This is a genomic window from Methylobacterium gossipiicola (genome assembly GCF_900113485.1).
In the GTDB taxonomy this organism is placed as follows: Bacteria; Pseudomonadota; Alphaproteobacteria; order Rhizobiales; family Beijerinckiaceae; genus Methylobacterium; species Methylobacterium gossipiicola.
Genome location: NZ_FOPM01000012.1, coordinates 88463 through 110063 on the forward strand (window position 1 = coordinate 88463; position 21601 = coordinate 110063).

Annotated in this window: 24 protein-coding genes and 1 pseudogene; 3 read left to right on the top strand and 22 right to left on the bottom strand. The window is 68.0% G+C overall.

The genetic code is table 11. The annotated features are described in order from the left end of the window. Window positions 1-37: 37 nt before the first annotated feature. Both BM249_RS12180 and BM249_RS12185 read right to left on the bottom strand, forming a co-directional pair. Window positions 38-1132 (bottom strand): HigA family addiction module antitoxin, encoded by a 1095-nt coding sequence (locus tag BM249_RS12180; RefSeq protein ID WP_056355050.1) that lies wholly within the window; start codon window positions 1130-1132, stop codon window positions 38-40. A gap of 18 nt (window positions 1133-1150) precedes the next feature. After that, window positions 1151-1489: a type II toxin-antitoxin system RelE/ParE family toxin gene (locus tag BM249_RS12185; RefSeq protein WP_056355047.1), complete on the bottom strand. Its 339-nt coding sequence runs from the start codon at window positions 1487-1489 to the stop codon at window positions 1151-1153. A 289-nt stretch (window positions 1490-1778) separates the two neighbouring features. Between BM249_RS12185 and BM249_RS12190 the strand changes: the two genes are divergently transcribed. Continuing rightward, a complete protein-coding gene (locus BM249_RS12190) occupies window positions 1779-2042 on the top strand; it encodes a hypothetical protein (protein ID WP_082487871.1) in 264 nt (87 codons plus the stop codon). Window positions 2043-2108: 66 nt separating this feature from the next. Here BM249_RS12190 and BM249_RS21700 read toward each other — a convergent pair whose 3' ends face one another. The 9 genes and pseudogenes from BM249_RS21700 to BM249_RS12235 form a co-directional block, all read right to left on the bottom strand. Then, a complete protein-coding gene (locus BM249_RS21700; RefSeq protein ID WP_056355041.1) occupies window positions 2109-2450 on the bottom strand; it encodes a hypothetical protein in 342 nt (113 codons plus the stop codon). 324 nt (window positions 2451-2774) lie between these two features. Continuing rightward, a pseudogene (locus tag BM249_RS12200) lies at window positions 2775-3545 on the bottom strand (cobalamin-binding protein); the annotation flags it as partial. Window positions 3546-3624: 79 nt separating this feature from the next. Then, on the bottom strand, window positions 3625-4101 hold the full coding sequence (locus BM249_RS12205; RefSeq protein WP_056355038.1) for a DUF411 domain-containing protein: 477 nt from the start codon (window positions 4099-4101) through the stop codon (window positions 3625-3627). A gap of 16 nt (window positions 4102-4117) precedes the next feature. Continuing rightward, window positions 4118-7285 (bottom strand): efflux RND transporter permease subunit, encoded by a 3168-nt coding sequence (locus BM249_RS12210; RefSeq protein WP_056355035.1) that lies wholly within the window; start codon window positions 7283-7285, stop codon window positions 4118-4120. Beyond that, on the bottom strand, window positions 7282-8787 hold the full coding sequence (locus tag BM249_RS12215; RefSeq protein ID WP_091972187.1) for an efflux RND transporter periplasmic adaptor subunit: 1506 nt from the start codon (window positions 8785-8787) through the stop codon (window positions 7282-7284). The genes BM249_RS12210 and BM249_RS12215 overlap by 4 nt, the downstream gene beginning before the upstream one ends. Next, a complete protein-coding gene (locus BM249_RS12220) occupies window positions 8784-9179 on the bottom strand; it encodes a FixH family protein (RefSeq protein WP_056355028.1) in 396 nt (131 codons plus the stop codon). Before BM249_RS12220 ends, BM249_RS12215 begins: the two co-directional genes overlap by 4 nt. 82 nt (window positions 9180-9261) lie before the next feature. Continuing rightward, entirely contained in the window at window positions 9262-9657 is a 396-nt protein-coding gene (locus tag BM249_RS12225) for a hypothetical protein (RefSeq protein WP_056355025.1), read from the bottom strand. 193 nt (window positions 9658-9850) lie between these two features. Continuing rightward, window positions 9851-10081 (bottom strand): GDCCVxC domain-containing (seleno)protein, encoded by a 231-nt coding sequence (locus BM249_RS21985; RefSeq protein WP_056355022.1) that lies wholly within the window; start codon window positions 10079-10081, stop codon window positions 9851-9853. An 8-nt stretch (window positions 10082-10089) separates the two neighbouring features. After that, window positions 10090-10527: a mercury transporter MerT gene (locus BM249_RS12235; protein ID WP_177232402.1), complete on the bottom strand. Its 438-nt coding sequence runs from the start codon at window positions 10525-10527 to the stop codon at window positions 10090-10092. Between the two features lie 44 nt (window positions 10528-10571). Between BM249_RS12235 and BM249_RS12240 the strand changes: the two genes are divergently transcribed. Continuing rightward, window positions 10572-10985 carry a MerR family transcriptional regulator gene (locus BM249_RS12240; RefSeq protein WP_056355016.1) on the top strand — a complete coding sequence of 138 codons (414 nt, stop codon included), beginning with the start codon at window positions 10572-10574 and terminating at the stop codon, window positions 10983-10985. A 127-nt stretch (window positions 10986-11112) separates the two neighbouring features. On the opposite strand, the gene BM249_RS12245 is transcribed toward BM249_RS12240, so the two are convergent. From BM249_RS12245 to BM249_RS12275, 7 genes are all read right to left on the bottom strand, one after another. Further along, window positions 11113-12090: an arsenic resistance protein gene (locus tag BM249_RS12245; protein WP_056355013.1), complete on the bottom strand. Its 978-nt coding sequence runs from the start codon at window positions 12088-12090 to the stop codon at window positions 11113-11115. Continuing rightward, window positions 12087-12473: an ArsR/SmtB family transcription factor gene (locus tag BM249_RS12250; protein ID WP_091972191.1), complete on the bottom strand. Its 387-nt coding sequence runs from the start codon at window positions 12471-12473 to the stop codon at window positions 12087-12089. The genes BM249_RS12245 and BM249_RS12250 overlap by 4 nt, the downstream gene beginning before the upstream one ends. A 109-nt stretch (window positions 12474-12582) precedes the next feature. Continuing rightward, window positions 12583-13755, bottom strand: a complete 1173-nt coding sequence (locus BM249_RS12255; protein WP_056355007.1) for an MFS transporter — start codon at window positions 13753-13755, stop codon at window positions 12583-12585. Between the two features lie 7 nt (window positions 13756-13762). Continuing rightward, window positions 13763-15058 carry an arsenic transporter gene (locus tag BM249_RS12260; RefSeq protein WP_091972193.1) on the bottom strand — a complete coding sequence of 432 codons (1296 nt, stop codon included), beginning with the start codon at window positions 15056-15058 and terminating at the stop codon, window positions 13763-13765. A gap of 36 nt (window positions 15059-15094) precedes the next feature. Continuing rightward, window positions 15095-15520: an arsenate reductase (glutaredoxin) gene (gene arsC, locus BM249_RS12265; protein ID WP_091972195.1), complete on the bottom strand. Its 426-nt coding sequence runs from the start codon at window positions 15518-15520 to the stop codon at window positions 15095-15097. Beyond that, window positions 15520-16047, bottom strand: a complete 528-nt coding sequence (locus BM249_RS12270; RefSeq protein ID WP_056354998.1) for an arsenate reductase ArsC — start codon at window positions 16045-16047, stop codon at window positions 15520-15522. Before BM249_RS12270 ends, arsC begins: the two co-directional genes overlap by 1 nt. Further along, the gene (locus BM249_RS12275) at window positions 16040-16399 is read right to left on the bottom strand and encodes an ArsR/SmtB family transcription factor (RefSeq protein WP_056355295.1); all 360 of its coding nucleotides are present in this window, start codon (window positions 16397-16399) and stop codon (window positions 16040-16042) included. The genes BM249_RS12270 and BM249_RS12275 overlap by 8 nt, the downstream gene beginning before the upstream one ends. Window positions 16400-16449: 50 nt before the next feature. Between BM249_RS12275 and arsH the strand changes: the two genes are divergently transcribed. Next, window positions 16450-17202, top strand: coding sequence for an arsenical resistance protein ArsH (gene arsH / locus BM249_RS12280; RefSeq protein ID WP_091972197.1), 753 nt, complete (start codon window positions 16450-16452; stop codon window positions 17200-17202). Between the two features lie 628 nt (window positions 17203-17830). Here the strand turns inward: arsH and BM249_RS12285 are convergent. Genes BM249_RS12285 through BM249_RS12300 form a run of 4 tightly spaced genes read right to left on the bottom strand, consistent with a single transcriptional unit; the run spans window position 17831 to window position 21252 of the window. Beyond that, window positions 17831-18661 carry a metallophosphoesterase gene (locus BM249_RS12285; protein ID WP_056354992.1) on the bottom strand — a complete coding sequence of 277 codons (831 nt, stop codon included), beginning with the start codon at window positions 18659-18661 and terminating at the stop codon, window positions 17831-17833. Window positions 18662-18678: 17 nt separating this feature from the next. After that, entirely contained in the window at window positions 18679-18990 is a 312-nt protein-coding gene (locus BM249_RS12290) for a hypothetical protein (protein WP_056354989.1), read from the bottom strand. After that, complete coding sequence (locus BM249_RS12295; RefSeq protein WP_056354985.1) at window positions 18983-19597, bottom strand: hypothetical protein; 615 nt, start codon at window positions 19595-19597, stop codon at window positions 18983-18985. Before BM249_RS12295 ends, BM249_RS12290 begins: the two co-directional genes overlap by 8 nt. A gap of 14 nt (window positions 19598-19611) precedes the next feature. Continuing rightward, window positions 19612-21252 (bottom strand): AAA family ATPase, encoded by a 1641-nt coding sequence (locus BM249_RS12300; protein WP_091972198.1) that lies wholly within the window; start codon window positions 21250-21252, stop codon window positions 19612-19614. Window positions 21253-21601: the final 349 nt, after the last annotated feature.

Below are 21601 nucleotides of genomic sequence, written 5' to 3' on the forward strand. Positions count from 1 at the left end.
CCCATGACCGAGGCGGCCTGACCGATGCCCCGCGCACTCAGGCGGCGGCGACCTCGTCCGCCCATCCCAAACGTGCCTTCAGGTCGTTCAGGTGGCTGAATGCGAGGACGCGTCGGTGTTGCAGCATGCCGACCACGATGCCCGGATGAAGCCCGACCTCGTCGGCGAAGGTCACGACCTCCTGCTTCGTCCGTGGGCATGTGGTGGCGAAGGCATCGATCCGCTCGCGCCCGACCAGCATCTCCTCGGCCCAGGCATCCGCCTCGGCCTCGACGTCGTTGTCCTCGCCGTTCTTGTCGTCGACGAAATTCATTCCGCGATGCAGGCTGATGTGCGCCGCCTCGTGGAAGAAGGTCCACCAGAAATGGTCGTTGCTCTTCATGCGCAGCGACATCTGGATCATGGGACGGTCGTCGTTCAGCCACCGCGCCGATCCGAAGACGCAGGTCTTGCTTAGGGGCTTCTGGAACACTAGGGCGACGCCGGACGCATGGCAGATTTCGAGCATGCGCGGCTCGAAGGTCTCAGGCATTTCCACGGTCAGCGAACGGATCTCTGCGCATCCCTGCTTGAACCGCCCCGGATCGTAGGCCGGCAGGCTGAGCCGGCGCGCCTTCTCCTCGCCCAGCATCAGCCAGCACAGCATGTGGTGGGGCGAGGTGGTGCCGGTCCTCGCCTTGCGGTGGTGCACGGCCAGGGAACCGAGCTTCGCCTCGTAGGCGTGCGGTCCCCCGATCCCGAGGAGGCCCAGCAGACCGTCCATGATCCTGCCGGGGTCGTTGGTCTGGGGAAGGCGACCACAGGCCTTCAGTTCCCTGATAGGGAACCCCTTGAGCCATTCGGCCTCCCGCACGGCCGCCTCCTGCTCCCGCTGCCGAGCCTGGAACAGGTCCCAGTTCGCCTGGAGGCCGGTCCAGATGTAGGCCTTGAGGCCGAGCACGTGCTCCAGCTTCAGTGCGGTCTCGGGCGTGACCGGGTTGGAGCCGTTGATGATCGTGCTGACTAGCTTGGGCGTCATGTCGGCGATGCGGGCGAACTCGGCCTGGGACCAGCCGCGCTCCTGGATGTACTCTTCGAGGTGTTCGCCGGGATGGGTCGCCCATTGCGGCGTCCAGGCTTCCTGCGTCGTCATCCCCTTGGTCTCCGCCGTTCAGTTGCCATGGTAGTCGACGATTTCGATGATCTCGACCGCCGTGACCTGACCCGTGTCGAGCCCGCCGTCAGGCAGGCAGGGCACCGGGTCGTGGTCGGGCACGAAGACGATACGCCAGTTGTCCTTGATCGTGACCGAGAGTTGGCCGTCCCGGTTACCGCCGAGTTGATGCCGGCGGACGGGTGGCTCCGTCGGAACGTCCGAGAGGCAGGCCGCCTGCCCCAACACGTCCAGCCGCTTCCGTATCGGTTTCGCCCTGTCCCCGTAGGCCTTCGCCATCTCCTTCGGGTCCGACAGCGCCTTCCCCAGGCGCCTAGACCGGAAACGGATCTGCATCGCACCAATCCGTTACCCGCAAGGTAATGCTCCGCACTACGTTACCCAATAGGTAACACGGTCGCAGACGCATGGCCACTCCGTTCGAACCCGGGATCCGCCTCGCGGACGAACAACGCCGACATCGCGGTAAGTCAGGGACAAGCCTTCCTTATCCATGACCATCGGGAGACTGCGCATCCGCGGAACCCTCCTCGAAGCGAAGCCGTTCCTCGTCGCTCCCGATGGGCCGTTCGCCGGTCCGGCCCGGGGCCAAGACGATCCAGCAACAACCAACGAGGAAGCTCCCATGAGGAAGTCCCTGTTCGCCGTCGCCGCCCTGGCCGCGCTCGGTGCCATCGGCATCGCCGCACCTGCCTCCGCCGCTCCCGGTATGGTCGGCGCCGTCGATGCCCCGACCAGCATCGTCGATGTTCGCATGCACGACAGCCACGGCCACCGCGGCCATGGCATGCGCCATCACCACCATCGTGGGCACGGCATGCGCCATCACCACCATCGCCGTGGCCACATGATGCGCCACGGTCACGGCCATCGCCACCACCGCATGTGATCGTCCAGGGGCCCTTCGGGGCCCCTTTCCGTCGCCATTACCGTTGGCTCAGGACCGGGGGCGGGATTAAGGAGACCTCGCCGGGCGTTCGTTCCTCATTGAGGAGGAAAGCCCATGACGCGCACCTTTTCCTTGATCGCTCTGTCGATCCTCGCCGTCCTGACGTTCGGCACCGCCGCTTCCGCCGCTCCGGTGACACCGAGCGGGGTCATCGCGATGCAGGATGGCCCTGGCCTGATGCGTCACGTTCAGCATCACCATCACCATCGCCGGCATCACCATCACCACGGCGGGGGCTACTACGGCAGAGGTCACCATCACGGCTGGGGACACCATCATCACTTCCGGCCACATCACCACCATGGCTGGGGCCACCACCATCATCATCATCGGCGGCATCACCACCATTTCTAGGATCGCGCGCCACGCATGAGGGGCGCCCACCCTTTAGGGTGGCGCGGTCGTAATGCCCAGCGCGAGCCTAGCCGCCTCCGTCCGCTGGTATCCGTCGCGGCGCGCCCGCCCGAGGGGGTCGGCGTGCGCGCGTCGGATCCATCCGCGCCGGACGAGGACCTCCAGCGAGCGTGCGTCGAGGCGAGTGCCCTCGATCCATCCCTCATCCGGGACCTTGAGAAGCTGCGTGCGGTGCCTCTCGGTGAGGCGCCACGGCGCGGCGGCGATACCCAAGGCCGGAGTCAGCGGATAAGGGTCGTCATCCAGGAGCGGATGACCCAATGCCTGCAGGATGGCGTCGAGGCCGTCCGTCAGTGCTGCAGGACCGGGCTGCAGGATCAGGGGCGACTTGATCTCCACGATGCGTCCGTTCACGACGGCGGGGATGGCCGACCAGCCCGACCGCCCGGCGATGCGCGAGGGCACAACCTTCTTCCCGCACCAAGATGCCAGGATGACCTCGGGAGCGGCTTCCAGCACCGCCTCCGGCGCCACGATACGGTCCTTAGCGGCCGGCTGCCGGGCGAGGTTCGGGAAGACATCGTTGCCGCCAGCGATGTCTATCAGGTCACAAACCCACCCGATGCCCGAAATGAGGGGCTCGTCCCATTCCTCGAAGTACACGCGCAATCGCGCCTGTCCCCGGGCCTGGGCAGCCACCCGCGCGAGCCGGTTCTCGTAGCCGAGCGCCAGCGCCTCCGCCTTGTCTCGGGCATCGACCAAGGCGCCGACGGTGCGGATCATGGCAAGGATACCGGCGACGTCCCGATGATTGAACGCATGCACGGCAATGCCTGCCCGTATGAGGTCTGAGACGATACCGGCTTGAAGATCCGAAAAGGTCAGCACCAAGTCGGGCGCGAGTGCCAAGATCTTCGGAATGTCCGCACTGGTGAAAGCGGAGACCCGCGGCTTCTCGCGGCGGACCTGTGGAGGACGGACCGCATAGCCGGAGACGCCGACGATGCGGTCCTGCTCCCCGAGCAAATACAGGGTCTCGACTGTTTCCTCGGTCAGGCAGACGATGCGTTCGGGCGGGAAGCGGCGCATGGGCCTCCATAGCATGAGGTGCATCGGGCGCGCCCTGGCCTCACGCTTACCCTCCCCTCCCGGAGGTCACGGCTTCGTCTCAGATAATTGCGCCGCCTCGATAGCGCGCAAAGGTGCTCCGCCCGGTCGGCCCGAATAGGACGACGTCGTAGGTGTCCGGCTCCATGCCTTCGACCTCCATCCCGGGGGAACCCGTCGGCATGCCAGGGACAGCCAGTCCGGTGCCCTTGGGCTTCTCGGCCAGCAGCCGCTTGATCGCCCCGGCCGGGACATGCCCCTCCACGACGTAGCCGCCAACCTGGGCGGTATGGCAGGCTGAAAGGTCACGCGGCACCCCGAGGCGGACCTTAAGCGGGTTCACCGCTCCTTCGGTGACGGTCACCGGGAAACCGCTTTCCCGCAGGTGGGCGACCCACCTCTCGCAGCAGCCGCAGGTTGGGTCCTTGGTCACGGACAGGGTCGGCAGGTCCTGTGCCAGAGCGCGGTGCCCGGGGACGACCAAAGCCGCTAGTCCCAGGATCGCGGCACGCCGGGTCGTCATGATCGTCTCGTTCATGGTCGGTCTCCCGTTCTCACTCTGCCGCTAAGGGCAATTCGGCGACTTCAACGGATTCGGTCGGCATCTCGGGTTCGGGCAGGCTCCATCCCTTCACGAGACCGTAGACCGCCGGGATGACGACCAGGGTCAGCATGGTCGACGAGACCATGCCGCCGATCATGGGAACCGCGATCCGCTGCATAACCTCGGAGCCAGAGCCGGTGCTCCACAGGATGGGCAGTAGCCCGGCCATGATGGCGACAACCGTCATCATCTTCGGACGCACCCGCTCGACCGCGCCCACCATGATCGCCCGCCGCAGGCCCTCGCGGGTGAAGGCCCTGCCAGCGCGACCGCATTCAGCCCGCGCCTCGATCAACGCATGATCGAGGTAGACCAGCATGATCACGCCGGTCTCGGCCGCGACGCCGGCGAGCGCGATGAAGCCGACGGCCACCGCCACCGACACATTGAAGCCCATCCACCACATCAGCCAGACCCCGCCGACGAGAGCGAAGGGCAGCGACAGCATGACGATGAACGTCTCGGTGAGCCGCCGGAAGTTCAGGTAAAGGAGCAGAAACACGATCAGCAGCGTCAGCGGGACCACGACCTTCAGCCGGGCCGTCGCCCGGTCGAGGTACTCGACCTGCCCGCTCCACTGCACGAGTGTGCCCTGCGGCAGACTGACCTCGTTGGTCACCGCCGCCCTGGCTTCGGCGACGTAGCCCCCGAGATCGCGACCGGCGACGTCGACGTAGATGAAGACCGCGAGCCGGCCGTTCTCCGTCCGGATCTGGGTCGGACCACGGTTCAACTGCACCTTGGCCACCTCGCCGAGCGGCACCGTACCCCCGCCTGCGATGGGCACCTGGACCTCGGAGCCGATGGATCGTGGGTCGGAGCGAAAGGCGCGTGGGTAGCGCACGTTGACGGTGTAGCGCTCGCGGCCCTCGACCGTGTTGGTGACACTCTCGCCGCCGAGCGCCATGGCGATGACGTCCTGCACGTCCCCGACCGTCAGCCCGTACCGACCCAGCACCTCGCGGTCGGGGGTGATGTCGAGGAAGTAGCCGCCCTGGACGCGCTCGGCATAGGCGCTCGACGTGCCCGGCACCGCCTTCACCACCGCCTCGACCTGGCGGGCGACCTTCTCCATCTCGGTGAGGTCGGTCCCCATCACCTTGATCCCGACAGGGGTGCGGATGCCGGTCGAGAGCATGTCGATCCGCGCGCGGATCGGTTGGGTCCAAGCGTTCGAGACCCCGGGAAACTGGAGTGCAGCGTCCATCTCGGCCTTCAGGCTCGCCGTCGTGACCCCGGGGCGCCACTCCGCCTTCGGCTTCAGGTTGACGATGGTCTCGAACATCTCGCTCGGCGCCGGATCGGTCGCGGTGTTGGCGCGACCGGCCTTGCCGTAGACCGATGCCACCTCGGGGAAGGACTTGATGATCCTGTCCTGGGTCGCCAGCAGGTCCCCCGCCTTAGTCACCGAGATGCCCGGCAGGGTCGTCGGCATGTACATCAGCGTGCCCTCGTCGAGGTCGGGCATGAACTCCGAGCCGAGCCGGCTCGCCGGCCATGCCGTCGCCGCCAGGACGACCATGGCCAGCAGGACCGTCAACACGCGCGCCCGGAGCACGCCGGCGATAAGGGGCCGATAGACCCAGATGAGGAGCCTGTTCACCGGGTTGCGGTGCTCTGGGATGATCCGGCCGCGGACGAACAGGACCATCAGCGCCGGGACGAGGGTCAGTGACAGCACCGCCGCCGCCGCCATGGCGAATGTCTTGGTGAAGGCCAACGGCCCGAAGAGGCGCCCCTCCTGGCTCTCCAGGGTGAAGATCGGCAGGAAGCTCACGGTGATGATGAGAAGCGAGAAGAACAGCGAGGGGCCGACCTCGCTCGCTGCCTCGATGAGGATCTCGACCCGGGACTTTCCGGGGTCAGCCCGCTCCAAGTGCTTGTGGGCGTTCTCGATCATGACGATGGCGGCGTCGATCATTGCGCCCACCGCAATGGCGATGCCGCCGAGGCTCATGATGTTGGCCCCGAGCCCGAGGGCCTTCATGCCCGCGAACGCCATCAGGATGCCGACCGGCAGCATCAGGATCGCGACCAGCGCGCTGCGGACGTGGAGCAGGAACACGACGCAGACGAGGGCGACGATGACGCTCTCCTCGATCAGGGTACCCTTGAGGGTCTCGATGGCCGCCTCGATCAGGTGCGAGCGGTCGTAGACCGGCAGGATCTCCGTGCCCTTGGGCAGGCTGGCGGCGACTTCGGAAAGGCGCACCTTCACGTTCTCGATGACGTTCAGGGCGTTCGCCCCGAACCGCTGCAGGACGATCCCGCCGGCGACCTCGCCGTCGCCGTTCATCTCGGTGATGCCGCGGCGCTCGTCGGGACCGAGCTCGACCCGAGCCACCTCCTTCACCCGCAGCGGGGTGCCCGCCTCGGTCTTCAGGACGATGCTCTCGATGTCGGCGACGCTCTTGAGATACCCGCGGCCACGGACGACGAACTCGAACTCGGAGAGCTCGACGGTGCGGCCGCCGACGTCGGCATTGCTCGACCGGATCGCGTCCCGGAGCTTGGACAGGGTGATGCCCTGCGCACGGAGCCGGTTGGGATCGACCACGACGTTGTACTGTTTCACGAAGCCGCCGACGCCCGCGACCTCCGCCACGCCCTCGGCACGCGACGCCCCGAAGCGCACGACCCAGTCCTGGAGCGAGCGGAGCTCGGCCAGCGTCCGTTCCTTAGCCACCACGACGTACTGGTAGACCCAGCCGACGCCGGTGGCGTCGGGGCCCAGGGTCGGGGTTACTCCCGCCGGCAGGCGCTTGGCCACGGTGTTGAGATATTCGAGCACTCGGCTGCGAGCCCAGTACGGGTCGGTGCCGTCCTCGAAGATGACATAGACGAACGAGACCCCGAAGAACGAGAACCCGCGAACGACCTTGGATCGCGGCACCGTCAGCATGGCAGTCGAGAGGACGTACGTGATTTGGTCTTCCACGACCTGGGGAGCTTGGCCCGGGTACTCAGTGTAGACGATGGTCTGCACGTCCGAGAGGTCCGGGATCGCGTCGAGCGGCAGGGTCTTCAGGGCGTAGAGCCCGGCTCCGACCGCGAAGATGGTCCCGATCAGGACTAGCACCAGATTCCGCGCCGACCAGGCGATCAGGCGGGCGATCATGGCGCCTTCCCCTCGGCGGCGGCTTGCGGCCCGGGATCGGGCTTCGGCTCGGAAAGACCTTGGAGGGCCGCCTTCAGGTTGCTCTCGGCGTCGATGAGGAAGTTGGCCGAGGTCACCACGCGGTCGCCCGCGGCGATGCCGGCGCGGATCTCGACGTAGCCGTCGCCGCGGACGCCGAGCCTGACCGGTCGCGGTTCGAAGCGACCCTCTCCCTTGTCTAGCAGGACGACCTGCCTGATGCCGGTATCGATGACGGCGTCATCGGGCACCGCGACCACCGGCTTGTCACTGCCCGTGGCGATGGCGACGTCGGCGAACATGCCCGGGCGCAGGTCGCCGTTCGGGTTGGGCAACTCGATGCGCAGGCGGGCGGTCCGGGTCCCCATGGCGAGGTGCGGGTAGATCCGGGTCACCGCGCCGGTGAAGACGCGATCAGGAAACGTCCGGGCGCGCACGGTCGCCGTCTGGCCCTCCGCCACGGCCGCCAGGTCGCGTTCGGTCACGTCGGCCAAGACCCAGACCCGGGAATGGTCGACGAGCTTGAACAGGGTGTCGCCGGACTTGGCGCGCATCCCGTCCGAGACGTTGCGCTCGACCACGACGCCGTCGCGGGGCGCCGACCACGTGATGGTCGAGGGCACTTTTCGGGATCGCTCGATCTCGTCGATGACCTCGGGCGGGATGCCGAGGTTCTCAAGACGCCGGCGGGCGCCCTCGTAGCCGATGCCGGTTAGGTACTGCGCGGCGGCCGCGTTCATCTCCGGCGAGAACAGGCGCAGGAGGGGCTGGCCCTTGTGCACGTGGTCGCCGGTGGTGATGGCCTCGACCTTCTCGATGAAGGCGTCGGTACGCATCGCGATGACCGAGATCCGGCGCTCGTCCTCCTCGATGGCGCCAGGTGCGCGCACCGGCATCGACAGGACGCGTCGCTCGACGACCGCCGTCCGGACCCCGGTGCGCTGGAGCTTGCCGGGCGAGATTTTCACGGTGCCGTCGTCGGTGTCCTCGCCCTCGTAGACGGGGAGGTAATCCATTCCCATCGAGTCCTTCTTCGGAATCGGCGAGGTGTCCGGAAGACCCATCGGGTTGCGGTAGAAGCGCACCTTGCGGGCACTCGTCTCCGGCATCGTGGCCTGAGCCATGGCCATGTCGCCGTGCCCGGCGTCGGGCATTGCCTCCGTCTCGTCGGGTTCGTCGAAGCGCACCTCCTCGCTCGCGTGGACGGCGCGATAGTCTCGACCGTCCGCCGTGCGCTTGGGCTCGGAGGCGTAGTCCGGCTTTCCGTCCGGGTCCTGGTAGTAGACGACCGGTCCCGTCGCCTTGGCCGGGACCCGAGCGGGCACCGAAGAGGGCTGCCGGGTTCCCGGCAGCCAATGGGCGAACCCGGTCCGCGCCTGCTGGACGAGCGCCGGCACGGGGCTGCCCTCATGCCCCGCGCCATACCCCAAAACCCCCGCCGCGAGCGCGGAGAGGGTCCCGGCCGCCCAAGCCGACCGGCTCACTTGGTGGCCTTGAACACCAGCCTGTTCTCGACGGTGCCGGTCTCGCCTTGGACCTTGGCCCCGAGCGAGAGGCGCCAGCCGCCGGCCATCGTCAGCTTCGCCTTGAACCGGTAAAGGCCCGGCTCCGGCGAGGGCAGTTGCTCGATCTTGGAGGTCATCTCCTCCATGCTGTCGGGCGCCATGTCGATGCGCTTGGCGAAGATGACGGCGTTCGGCACGGGCTTGGACGTGCGCTTGTCGACGAGGCGGACGTCGAGGATGGCCTCGCCCTGCTTGGCTTCGTCCTTCACCAGCTGGAATTCGTAGTCCTTGGTGTCGGCCCGGGCCGCGGCGGTGAGGACGAGGCCGAGCAGCGCAGCCGTGAGGGCGCGCGAAAACGATGTCTTGGACACGGTCGATGATCTCCTGAAAACGATGGGACCCGGGCCTTCAGGCGCGCGGGATCGGCCGGCGCAGGCGCCGGCGGCATCGGGTTCAGGCTTGGGGAGGCTCGGTGGGCGGCCCTTGCGACAGGCTGTCGAAGGAGGCAGTGACGCCCCAGGTCGGCCCCTCGACGCCGGCGACGCGGCCCGGAAGTCCGACGGCGACCGGCAGCCCGGTGGCGACCTTCGCCAGGCAGAGCGCCATCAGGGGGCAACCCTTCGAGCAGTCGGGCATGCCCGGCCGCTCCTTGGGACAGCACGGCATCTCGTCCATGGCCATCCCGGCCATGTCGTCCATGGCCTCGTCGGGCATCGCCATGGCGTGACCTTGAACGGCCGTCGGCGCGCGCATGCCCGCGGCGGCCGCGGATGCGGTCACCGGCGCAAGGGCGAGGCTGAGGACCGCCAGGAGCGGGAGCAGCCTGCGAAGGGCGAGCCAGAAGGTCACCTTTGGACGATGCCACATCGTAGACCGGCGAGGAAGGGACTGGAGTACGGGACGCGCAGGACGTCTCGCGCTCGGACCTCCGAAGCCATGCACCCGACGGCTTCGGACACGCTAAATCGAGGGTCGGATCGTTCAGCACGGCACCCTGCCCGGACTTGGACCAAGCGGGTAAGCTTCGTGTCCGGTCCGCAGCTCAGGAGGACCCCGAGCAGCAGGATGCGGACCCGCCGTTCTCGCGCGCTTCCTGGATGGGCGGACAGGGCACGTCGCCGAAGGAGCAGAAGACGCAGCAGTCGCCCGCCTTCGGGCGCAGAAGCGTGCCGCAGCTGGTGCACTCGTAGAAGAATTGGCAGGCGTCGGTCGGCATCGTCTCCGTCGCTCGATGACCGCAGTGCGGGCAGGTCAGGGTGGACCGAAGCTGCATCGTCGGCCTCACCGCATCGCCTTGAGCACGACAGGCTCAAGGTATGGTTCCCACGCGAGCGCCAAACCGACCAGCGCCGTCCCAAGCCCGAGAAGGCCAGGGGTATGCCATGACGGCCCCGTGCGAGCACATGGTTCGGCCATGTCGCATGCCGTCGCCCGGTGACGGAAGAACAGCGCCCAACCCATGAGGAGGGCCAGGGCGGCCCCGCCGAGCAGGATCGGCCGGATGCTCGCCAACATGGCCAACCCTCCGAACACCGCCCCTGTCGCGCCGAGACCGGCAAGCGCCACCGGGAGGGCGCAGCAGGACGAAGCCGCCAGGGCACCCAGCCCGGCGACCGTGCCCAGCCCTGCGAACCAGTTTCCCGAGAAAACCGGCAGGCCGTCCCGCGGACCTGAGGCGGGTCGTGCGGAAGGCGTCATGGATGGTGTGTCGATCATCATCGTGCCACCCTGCATCCCGTAGCCACTACGGGATCAAGCGAAAAATGGCGAAGGGTTCGCGAGGTCTCTCCATTGGCCAGATCGCGGCGGCGGCCGGGATCAACCTGGAGACCGTCCGCTACTACGAGCGCATCGGGCTCATGCCGCCGCCCGCCCGCACGGAAGGCGGTCACAGGGCCTACGATCCTGCTCATGTCCGGCGCCTGGCGTTCATCCGTCAGGCCCGCGCATTGGGCTTCGGGATCGAGGACATCCGAACCCTGCTGGCGTTGGCCGCGCCCGGGCACCGGTCCTGTGGCGAGGTCCGGGACGTCGCCGCCGCCCACCTTTCCGAGGTCCGCGCCAAGCTCGCTCGTCTCGCGCGGCTTGAGCGCATCCTGAGCGACACCGTGGAGCGGTGCAGCGGCGCCCCGACGCCGGCCTGCCCGGTTCTCGACATGCTCGATGCACCGATGTGAAAGCCGGCCCCTCCGACACACAGCAGTGGAACGGGACCGCCGGTCGTCCTTGCCTTGGTCCCAAGAGGCCGGAAGCGGGTGGCGATGCGGGGTCACGCAGCCGCTCGTCCGTGGAACGACCGTCGACCTAGGCGGCGACCGGCGAGGATGCCGGGGCATCGAACCTGGGCATGAGGCGGACGTAGATGAGTTCCGCGAGGAGTTCGACCAGCGTCTGTGTGACGATGACGGCGGGCAGGAGTGGCACGGCACCCGGAACCGCAAACGCCAGTGGCAGAACCACAAGGGAGTTGCGGGTGGCCGCGCTGAAGGCGAGGGTGCGGACGGTGGGCGCATCAAGGCGGAATGCGCGCCCGACCGTCCAACCCAGAAGCGGTGCCGCCACGGCGAAGGCGACGTAGATCGGGACCACCCGGATGGCATCGTCGAGCGCGGGCCCGAGTTGGGGCAGGACGGACGCGATCACCACGAACAGGACGAGGGCCGTTGCGGGTACCGGCAGGAGTCCGAGGCCTGTGGACACCCGTTGCCCGGCTAGGCTGCGTCCGGCCCAATGCTGAACCGACGCGGCAAGCCCGAGAGGGACGGCGATCAGCCAGACGAACGCGTGCACGAATGGACCGACCTGGACGAACCTGGCGGCGTCCTCGCCGAGGAAGATGTTCAGGTAGACGGGCAGAAGGAGCATCTGCGCGATCAGGAGCGCCGGGGTGGACGCCAGCAGCACCTTGGCGTCCGCGTGACCGAGGTGTGCGAAGGTCACGACGTAGTCGATGCACGGCGTGAGCAGGACCATGAGCACCCCTAGCCGCAGCATGGGATCGGCAGGCACGAACCGGATCAGGCCGGCCACCAGGATCGGCAGCACGACGAAGTTCGCGACCAGGAGCGCCGCCAGGAAACGGACTCGCGTGAAGGCTTGCCCAAGTTCAGGCAGGGGCACCTGGAGGAAGGTGACGAAGAGCATTAGCGCCAGGGCCGGGTTGATGCCGACCTCCAGGGCCGTCGTTCCGGGCAGCGTCAGGGCGGTAAGAGCGGCGACGCCGATGGCCACGAAGTAGATCGCGATCTGGTGGCCTTCGAGGGTGTCGCGCAGGTTTGTCATGCTTCCTCGCAGACTATCTTGGGGGCTTGCTCGACCCGCTGGGGCCGGCCGGTGCATTTGGCGAACAGGTCGATGGCGCGGTCGCAGACCTCGCAATGCCCCTCGCAGCAATCGCGCATGAGGAAGGCGACAAGGTCGGACAGGGCCGGAAAGATCGCGCTGTAGATGATGGAGCGCCCCTCGCGGCGGCTCTCCACAAGACCGGCGTTCTCAAGGTGGCCGAGGTGGAACGAGATGCGCGGCGCGGAGGCCCCGGCGATCGCCTGAGTGATGGCGCCGGCCGCCATGCCCTTCGCCCCGGCCGTGACCAGGAGGCGGATGATGCGCAGGCGTGTCTCCTGCGCGATGGCTGCGAAGCCATCGAGCGCTTGCTCTTCTTTCACGACACTTAAACCGTTATGGAATCGTTTAAGCGTCAGTAGGCTCGGGATCCGTCGAAGGCAAGGATCGAATTGGGGACCGCGGCGGACGTCCGCGGCGGCCGTCGCTTTTCTATCCTCCGGGCCGAACACGCCAGAGGGACAGGGCAAGCGCGACGTTCGCAACGGCGAGCACGCTGAGCAGGGCGTAGGTGGCGTTCGCGCCCGCGTGGGTGAGGACAACGGCTCCGACGGAGGGCGCAAGCGCCTGCGCTACCAACCCTGGACGGGCGAGACGGCCGACGAGCGGGGCGTAGCGCTCGGGACCGAACAGGGCCATGGGCACCGTTCCCCGGGCGATCGAATAGATCCCGTTGCCAGCCCCGTAGAGGACCAGCGCCAGCCCGACCAAGGGTAGGCCGGCCGCCAGCATCGCGACCCCGATGGCTACCAGGATCATCGCCGCGGAGAGGGTCAAGAGAGGGTGATGCCGGCCCTTGCCAGCCATCTCGACGATGCGCGCCCCGACCTGTGCCGGCCCGATCAGGGCGCCGTAGGCGACGGCCGAGGTGAGTGCCACGCCACGGGCCTGGAGCAGGGTGATGAGGTGCACCGAGACCAACGCCATGACCGTGCCCCCAAGGGTCAGCACCCCCGCCATGAGGAGGAAGGCACGACGCTCTCGTCCCTCAAGCCGGATGGCAGGGATCACGCCTTCCGATCGCGAAACAATACGTACGGGCTGCTGGGGGATCACGAGAAGGACGAGGGGCAACGTGACCGCGAGATGAAGCCCGGCATAGGCGAGGCAGGTCCCGCGCCAGCCCACCTGCTCGATCAGGAAGGCGGAGAGTGGCCAGCATACCGTACTGGCGAAGCCGCCCCAGAGTGTCAGCGTCGTGATGGCGCTCCGTGCCTCGGAGCCGTAGAGGCGCCCGAGGGTGGCGAAGGCCGGATCGTAGAGTCCGGTGCCCATGCCCAGACCGATGAGAAGCCATCCCGCCAGGTAGGTCGGAAGGTTCGGAGCCAGGCCGAGGATGGCGAGGCCCGCGGCGAGGACCAGGGCCGCAAAGGCCAGGACGGGCCGGCCTCCATGCTCCCCGATGAAGGCTCCCACGCGCGGCGAGACCAAACCCGCGACGAGGAGGCCCAGGGACAGGCCACCGATGACCCACGCCAAGGGCCATCCCGTATCCTCCGACATCGGGGCGGCGAGCACCGACAGCAGGTAGAACGAGGAGCCCCAGGTCAGGATCTGGACGACCCCCAGGGCCGAGATCACGGGCCAGCGGCGCGTCGGAGCCATCGGTCCGCTACCCAGCCCCGAGCACGGGGAGCCAGAGCGCCAGGGCGGCGAGGGTGACGAGCAGCACCGGCGGCGTGATGACCAGACCCACCCGCATGTACTGGCCCCAGGTGATGTGCTGGCCTTTGGTGTCGAGGACGTGCAGCCAGAGCAGGGTCGCCAGGCTGCCGATTGGGGTGAACTTCGGGCCGAGATCGCAGCCGATGACGTTGGCGTAGACCATGAGCTCGCGCATCAGGGGCGAGAGATCCGGAGCCTGCTGGATGGAGAGCGCACCCACGAGCACGCTCGGCATGTTGTTCATGACCGAGGACAAGATGGCGGCGGCGAACCCGGTGCCGATGGTGGCAACGAACGGACCATGGCCCGAGAGCCAGACGAGCCCCTGCGCCAAGTAGTCGGTCAGGCCGACGTTCTTCAGGCCGTAGACCACGAGGTACATGCCGAGGCTGAACAGGACGATCTGCCAGGGGGCCCCCGTCAGGACCTTGCGGATGGGAATGACGCGGCTGCGGTTGGCCAGCGCCAGCAAGACCAGTGCTCCGGCGCAAGTGACCACCGAGACCGGCACGCCGAACGGTGCCGTCACGAAGTAGGCGACCAGCAGCAGCCCGAGGAGCGGGAAAGCCGCCCTGAAGACCAGCGGGTCTTTGATCGCGTGGCGGGGCGCTTCGAGCTCGGCCACGGGGTACGTGGCCGGAAGGTCGCGCCGGTAGAACAGCCACAGCACCACCAAGGTCGCGGTCAGCGAGACGAGGTTCACCGGCACCATCACCGCCGCGTATCGGCTGAAGGAGATGTCGAAGAAGTTCGCTGAGACGATGTTGACGAGGTTCGAGATGACCAGCGGCAGGCTGGTCGAGTCCGCCACGAACCCACAGGCGACGATGAAGGCCAGCGCCGCCGCCGGCTTGAAGTTCAGCCGGAGCAGGATGGCGAGCACGATGGGGGTGAGCAGGAGGGCCGCCCCGTCATTGGCGAACACCGCCGCGATGGCCGCGCCGAGCAGGATCACCAGCGGGAATAGCAAACGTCCCCGGCCGCCGCCCCAGCGGGCGATGTGTAGCGCCGCCCAATGAAAGAAGCCGGCCTCGTCGAGGAGCAGCGAGATGATGATGAGGGCGACGAAGGTGAAGGTGGCGTCCCAGACGATGTGCCAGACCACAGGGATGTCACCGGGGCTGATGACCCCTGTGGCGAGCGCCACGGCGGCCCCGATGAGGGCGCTCCACCCGATCCCGAACCCCTTGGGCTGCCAGATGACGAAGACGAGGGTGACCACGAAGATGGCAAGCGCAAGCATCGAGACCGTTTCTTGTTCTTGGAGGCTTGGAACGGCTCAGGCGGTGGCGACGCGGCGCCCGTGCGCGTCGACGACGCGCTCGCCGTCCTCCTTGACGAACTCGCCCTGCTGGGCCGGCAGGAGGTCGAGGACCTTCTCCGAGGGCCGGCACAGGGCGACGCCCTTCGGGCTCACCACCAGGGGGCGGTTCAGCAGGATCGGGTGCTCGGCGATGGCATCCAGTAGTTGGTCGTTCGTAAGTGTCGCGTCGTCCAGGGCGAGTTCGACAAAGGGTGTCCCCTTCTCGCGCAGGAGGTCACGGATCGAGACGCCGGCACGCTCGGCGAGCTGGCGAACCAGGATCCGGTTCGGCGGCGTCTTGAGGTACTCGACGACATGAGGCTCGATGCCGGCTCCGCGGATCATCGCCAGGGTGTTGCGGGACGTGCCGCAATCTGGGTTGTGGTAGATGACGACGTCCATCACGCGACCTCCGGGCGGGGTGAGGTGGCGCCAGCCTGCTGGCCGATCTCGCGCACCTGGGCGGACAGGGCGACCTGATCAAGGCTGGCAATGGGCAACGCGACGAAGGCGGCGATCCGGTTCTTAAGGTAGCGCTGTGCGGTGACGAAGGCCGTCTTGCGCTCCAGGTCGGTGCCCTCGACCGAGGCGGGGTCCTCGATGCCCCAGTGGGCTGTCACCGGCTGGCCGGGCCAGTACGGGCAGGCCTCGCCGGCGGCGTTGTCACAGACCGTGAAGACGAAATCCATGACCGGCGCGTCGGGGCGGGCGAACTCGTCCCACGACTTCGAGCGCAGCCCCTCGGTCGTGTACTCCGTCTCGCTAAGAACCTGAACGGCGAGCGGGTTCACATCTGCCTTGGGCTGGCTGCCGGCGGAGAAGGCCCGGAAGCGTCCCTGGCCCTCCTTGTTCAGCATGGCCTCCGCCAGGATCGAGCGAGCGGAGTTGCCGGTGCAGAGAAACAGGACGTTGTAGACGCGGTCAGGCATGGGTGGTGTCTCCGGTGGGCAGGCAGCAGGCGGCGAGCGCGGCCACGGCGGGGGCGCAGACCTCGGGGCGGCCCTGACAGCAATCGCGCATTAGGAACTGGATGAGCTCGGACAGGTCCGGGTAGGCGGCGCTGTAAATGATCGAGCGTCCCTCGCGCCGCGAGGTGACCAGCCCTGCATGGTTGAGCTCCTTTAGGTGGAACGACAGGTTAGTGCCCGAGACGCCGACCGCCTCGGCCAGTATGCCGGCCGCCATGCCTTCGAGACCGGCGGTCACGAGTTGGCGCACGATGCGCAAGCGGTGCTCCTGGCCCAGGGCCGCGAAGGCGGCCACGGCTTGCCGTTCGTCCATCATGATGTCAATATCTCAACCATCGTTGAAACGTAGAGGATTGAAGCGTCTTGGACAAGCCCCCACAGCCTTTCGCCGACGGATTGCCCAACCTCAGCGAGGGACACTTCGTGGTCCCAACGGCGACCGACCTGCAGGTGCAGACACCGTTCACACACGCCCCACGCTTCCTGATCCTGTACGGCTCGCTCCGGGAGCGGTCGTTCAGCCGCTTCTTGGCCTACGAGACCGCGCGCTTGCTGGAGGCGATGGGCGGCGAGGTGCGGATCTACGACGCGCACGGCCTGCCGCTGCCTGATGACGCGACCGTCGACCACCCCAAGGTCCAGGAGCTTCGCGATCTCTCGATCTGGTCGGAGGGCCATGTCTGGGTTAGTCCCGAGCGTCACGGCAACATGACCGGCGTGATGAAGAGCCAGATCGACTGGCTACCCCTGTCGGAGGGGTCGGTGCGCCCGACGCAGGGTCGGACCCTCGCGGTGATGCAGGTCTCGGGCGGCTCGCAATCGTTCATCGCGGTCAACGCCCTGCGCATCCTCGGGCGCTGGATGCGGATGATTACCATCCCCAACCAATCCTCGATGCCCATGGCCTACAAGGAGTTCGACGACGCCGGCCGGATGAAGCCCGGGCCGCTCTACGACCGGGTGGTCGACGTCTGCGAGGAGTTGATGAAGTTCACGCTGCTGACCCGCGAGCGGTCAGCCTACCTCGTCGACCGGTATTCAGAGCGCAAGGAACGAAAGCCCGAGCGCCTGAAGGATGTGGCGGTGGACATTGGGTTCGTGAAGCGCGCGCCGTGACGACGCGCGTGCCTTATCGATCCGGTTAAGCGTCGGTCTTGGTGTCAAGCCCATTTGCGTCGAAGGCTGTGTCTAGGTCGCGCCAAGACAACCGTAAGTGGGTTGGATAGCTAGCCGGTTCGACAGGCGCTGCCCCGTTGGATTCCTCACTCAACCTGCGGGACAACGACCGCCAGAAGTCTTAGATCTACGTCTGGCCCAGCACCGTGAAGAAGCGGCCGTTCCGTCCTCAGGTGGCGCAGAAGTACATGCACGTGCGCCTCGCCCCGATCCGGCGGTAGAACGGCACGGTCGAGCAGACCCCGCAGCCGCTGGTCACTCCCCTGGGGCTCGACAGGATCCTCGTCGACTTCCCCATGTGGGCAGCCGAGCAGGCCCGGAAGGCCGAGGGGCGGCACGAGCCGGACCTCTTCGACGCGGGCGAACCCCAGGATCAGGGCTGAAATTTCAGCCGCCAAAGGGTCCGCACATTGTGCGGGCCCTTTATCCTCCCAATGGCTTACCCCCTCTCGGGGAAGCATCCGGGCCGTAGGTATCATTTAGATGCACGCCGTCCGGGATCGCTAGGGCAGACTTTTCTTGCCCATGTTCGAGGGAGCCATCCGCGAGGGTGGCGCCCTCCTTCGTTTCAGATCTCCACCACGAGGTTGCCGTCGAACCGGGGGTTCTCCCTCTCGTCAGCCCACGTGCCGTCCCGCCGCCGGAACGAGGTGTCGTGCCCCCGGGGGTTGGCCAGGATCCGGGTCCGGCCGACGACGTAGCCCCGGCTGACATGGACGTGTCCATGGATCCAGAGATCGGGCGCGCCGGTCCCCTCCAGGATGGCCGACAGGTCGCTGGCATAGGCCGCGTCGATCGTCTCGCGGACCTCGCCGTGAAGGAGGCTGCCCGAGTGTGGGGCATGATGCGTCACGACGATCCTTGAGCCGTCCCACGGGGCTGACAGGGCTTCCTCAATGCGGGCGCGGTGCCGGGTGTGGAGCGCGGCCGCATCCTGCGGACGAAACGCGGCCGGGGTGCCGCGTGCGTCGCGGGTCTGGATCCGGCGATGATCCCTCATGCCGTCGCGCCGGTCCCCGCATGTGGCCATCGCCGCTGCGCGCGTTCCCTCGCCGCCGATGCGGTAGTCCGTCCACAGCGTCGCCCCGATCACCTGCAGACGCCCGACGTTCAGGACCTGGCCGAGGTCGAGGAGGCGGATCCCGGCTTCGATCGCGTTCCCACGAGCCCGCTCGATCTCGTCCGGCAGGCGGCATCCCCATAGATCATGGTTGCCCGGTACGTAGACGACGGCGTCGGCATGCGGAACGATGTGCTCTGCGAGCCAGGGCAGCGCCCTCCGGCAAAGCCCATTCGCGACGTCGCCGGCGACGATGGCGATGTCGACGCGCGGCCCCGGCGGCGGGACCCATGGGGCCGCATCCACGTGGAGGTCGGACAGGATCCAGACGCTCGTCATCACTCTCCCCCGACCACCTATGCGGCTCCGTCCGCCTCGAACCACACCCGCGCCGCCTTCGTGATGACCCGGTCCCCCACCCTGAAACCACACGTCTCGATGCGGTACCTGATCCGGACCGCGTCCCCGGTGCGGGACACCTCGCAGACCGAGCCGACCGCCCAAGCATGGACGTCCCGGCATCCCGTCCGCAGGCACCGCAATCGGCCCGCCTCCGACGCCCGGAACGCCACGCCCGAGAGGGCGATCGCCGGTACGTGGGCAACGACCCGGCCGGCCTCGCGGACGCTCCAGAGCCGGCGTGCGCGGTGCCAGTAGACGTCACTCATCTGTGGGCAAGCGCCCCTCGGCGTGGCGCGTGCAGAGGCATCGGAGCCAGCCGCCCTGGCGGATCCGGCCCGGGGCGCCGCAGTCTTCGCAGATGTGAGCCGACAGGTGCTCGACCGCGTCGATGACATCGTCGACGGCCGCGGATGTGTCGCCCTCGACGTACCAGCGCGCCGAGCCATACTTTTCCTTGGCGTCGCTCGTTCGGAAGTCTGACGGGATCCCGGCGTCCTTGACCGCCTGCGCGCCCGCTTCCCATAGCCAGGACCAGCCCGGCCCCGTAGCCGGCCCCGTCGGTCCGAAGACACGCCGGTACCGACGCGCTAGGCGCTCGCTCCAGTCCTTGGCGCACCTGGGCGCCCCGTCCGCCCAGCGGAAGGCGGTGGCCAGCGAGAGGATGTTGAGGAGGAGCGGGCCTGCCGGCGGCCCGATCCAGACGCCGCCGCCTGGAATCGTATCCCGCCTGCGCTCGCGGTGAAGGAGCGGGCCGTCCCATCGGACACGGGGCCCGTGGACGGTCGGCTCGATCGCCCTGACCGTGACGCTGTCGGCGCCGCAGTGATCTCGCAGCGCGCGCCCGGCGATCGTGAGGAATTCAGACGCGATCATCGCTCGTTCCTTCCTCAGTTCGGCCGCCGGCGAGCTTCGAGCTCCCGGCTTGCGACCACCGCCTCGACCATCCTCCTCAGCGGTCTCATGCTCCCCCCGACCCAGGGGATCATCCCCATCTCCTCGCCGTCGAGGTCAGGACACCAGGCGGTATCCAGCCCCCGGTCCCGCCGGATCTCCGCGAGGATCCCGGCCGCCACGACCGGAAGGTCCTCCGCCCGGGGGGCCGGCCATGTCAGGACTTGGCACCGGTCGAGCAGCGCCGTGGAGACGCCGCCGAGGGAGTTCGCCGTCAGGACGTAGGAGACTGCGCTGAGATCCAGTGCCGTCTCGAAAGCCGGGTCGTGGATCGCCCGCGCGGTGGATCCGCGCTCCAGGAAGGGCAAAATTGTCTCGTCGAGCCTGCCCCACCGACGGCTGTCGCCCGCCTTCTCGACCTCGTCGACGACGATGCCGTGGCTCGCCTTCCCATGGCGAAGGCAGCCCTGCGCTGGCGTCGACGGGCGCCACGAGCCCCACTGACGGCTCGTGCCGGCAAAGGCGCCGCCGTCCATCTGGCCCGCACACCCATAGACGGTGACGTCCAGCTCGGCCGCTTCGAGCACCGCCCTGGCGAAGGCGGTCTTCCCGCAGCCGGGCGGGCCGAGGAGGATGCGCGGCCGCACCGCGGCGTAGGGCGCCCCGACGAGGTCGCCGGCGAACGTTTCGATGACGGACTCGGCCCACGGGAATAGAGCCCGCAGCCGCGCGGCGAACGGCGACGGATCCGGCGCCGGGGTGAGGGGCATGCCCTTACCGGCCCACGGCTCCGCGATCGCGCGCGGGGAGTCCCCCCGGTCGGAGGTGGACTTCGACGGCGTCGGCAGGTGCCCCATTGTCGGGAAGACGACGAGCGTCCGGCCGGATGCCGCAGCAACCTTCGCCTCCCTCGCCTGCCCTAGGATGAGGTCGAGGACCGCAAGGTCCGACGGCGGGGGCGCCACCATGCCGACGCCGCCCCTGAGGATGTCGTGCTCGTCCTCCACCATCCGGTCCGCACTCTCGAACGCCGTCATGGTCTGCAGCCAGAGGCCAGCCCGCTCATCGAAGGCCTCAAGGAACTGGTAGAGGGGTCCCTGTGCGAGCTCGGCGTCCTCCCCGCGGCCGTGGTCCGCTTCCTCTGCCCGGAACAGGGCGTGCCGGAACAGGAGGAACGCCCGGTCGAGACGCCCGGTCTGCACTGCAAGATGTGCGTTCGCGAGCGCCATCGAGGCAATTCGGGCTGCGGAGACACGACACCCGAGCTCCGCCATGTGGAATGGGAGGACGTCGGCTGCGGCCCGGAGCACGGGGCATACGCCGGGCGGGAGATCCCGGCGAAGCGCCTCGCGCCGGAGGACACGCTCCGCCCGCGCAATCGTCACGATGGACACGGCCACGATAGCCCGCTCGACCGCGCGCTGGCACGGTGGGCTGATCGGATGGCTGAGCAGCGGGGTGAGGACGGCCTGCAGGTCGGTGGTGACACACCACGACTGCATCTCGCCGCCGGCGAGGCGCTGGACGAAGGGGAGCGGCGTCTTCGTCTGGCGCGGCCCGGCAAGCTTCGAGGGATCGAGCATGGCGGCGCGCACGGACGCAGCCGCAGCCGCGGCGGCGGAAAGCTTCTCGGACATGGGGGTCTCACAGGATCGAACGGAGGGCGCGCGAAGGGGCCGAGCGGAGGCTCAGGCGGCGACGGCTATCCGTTTCGAGATCATGCGAGCGTTCACGGCGGGGGTCCCGGGAGGTGAGAGGCCACCCTGCCCTGAGCGGACCCGGCGGGCAACCGGCTTCCGAAGGGCGTTACGAACAGGGTGTGGACAGCCTTAACGGGGTCGCTCAAATGGCGGCAATCGGGGGTGCGACAATATTGTCCACCCCTCCGCCCTCCCCGAAAAGTCCCCTTCCCTAGGGAGAGCCGCCCTCGCGAATCAGTCCGCTGCGTTTTTGCAGTGTCAGCGTCCAGTGCGAATCGGCGTGTCG